We start from the raw sequence: 503 nt of genomic DNA on the forward strand, positions 1-503 counted from the left end.
TAACGCCGCGTTAAGTAGTGAGCAACACTACCACTGAACCTAACCTATTGTGCCGTAAACACTAAAACTGATTCAAACCCAAAGTGCCAAGCGTTGCGAATCTGTCTTAAACGCTTTGTTATGCTCGTACTTAAAGAAATTGAAGGACTAAACAAGCAATGAACGCTGGCAAACCAGCTATGAAGAAAACTAAGCCTATTTGGTAGTTCATTCGATAGTGCTCTCGTTCGTCTTTTTCGAAATCATGCCCTTCTACCATTTTGTAGACTTTATCTGTTCTAGGATCATCTAACCGAGTCGTCTTACTATGGACACCGCCTTCCCACATTAGCTTCGCCAAAACCCATATGACAATGACGACAAAGAAAAGAAAATCGACCAACTGAGTAGTAGCAAAGAATGGAACAAACTGGGCTAGAGCGATAACAACAAGAGCTGCTGAGAGATTAATTAGAACTACTTTCTTGAATAAATCGAGCAAAATCATCTCCTAGAGCATAACG

1 protein-coding gene is annotated in these 503 nt (G+C 40.8%); it reads right to left on the reverse strand.

The window, feature by feature from the left end:
- Positions 1 to 130: 130 nt before the first annotated feature.
- A complete protein-coding gene (locus tag KI742_RS23410) occupies positions 131 to 481 on the reverse strand; it encodes a hypothetical protein (RefSeq protein ID WP_285386357.1) in 351 nt (116 codons plus the stop codon).
- Positions 482 to 503 lie beyond the last annotated feature (22 nt).

Origin of the sequence: Vibrio sp. D417a (genome assembly GCF_030248595.1) — a bacterium.
Classification (GTDB): domain Bacteria; phylum Pseudomonadota; class Gammaproteobacteria; order Enterobacterales; family Vibrionaceae; genus Vibrio; species Vibrio alginolyticus.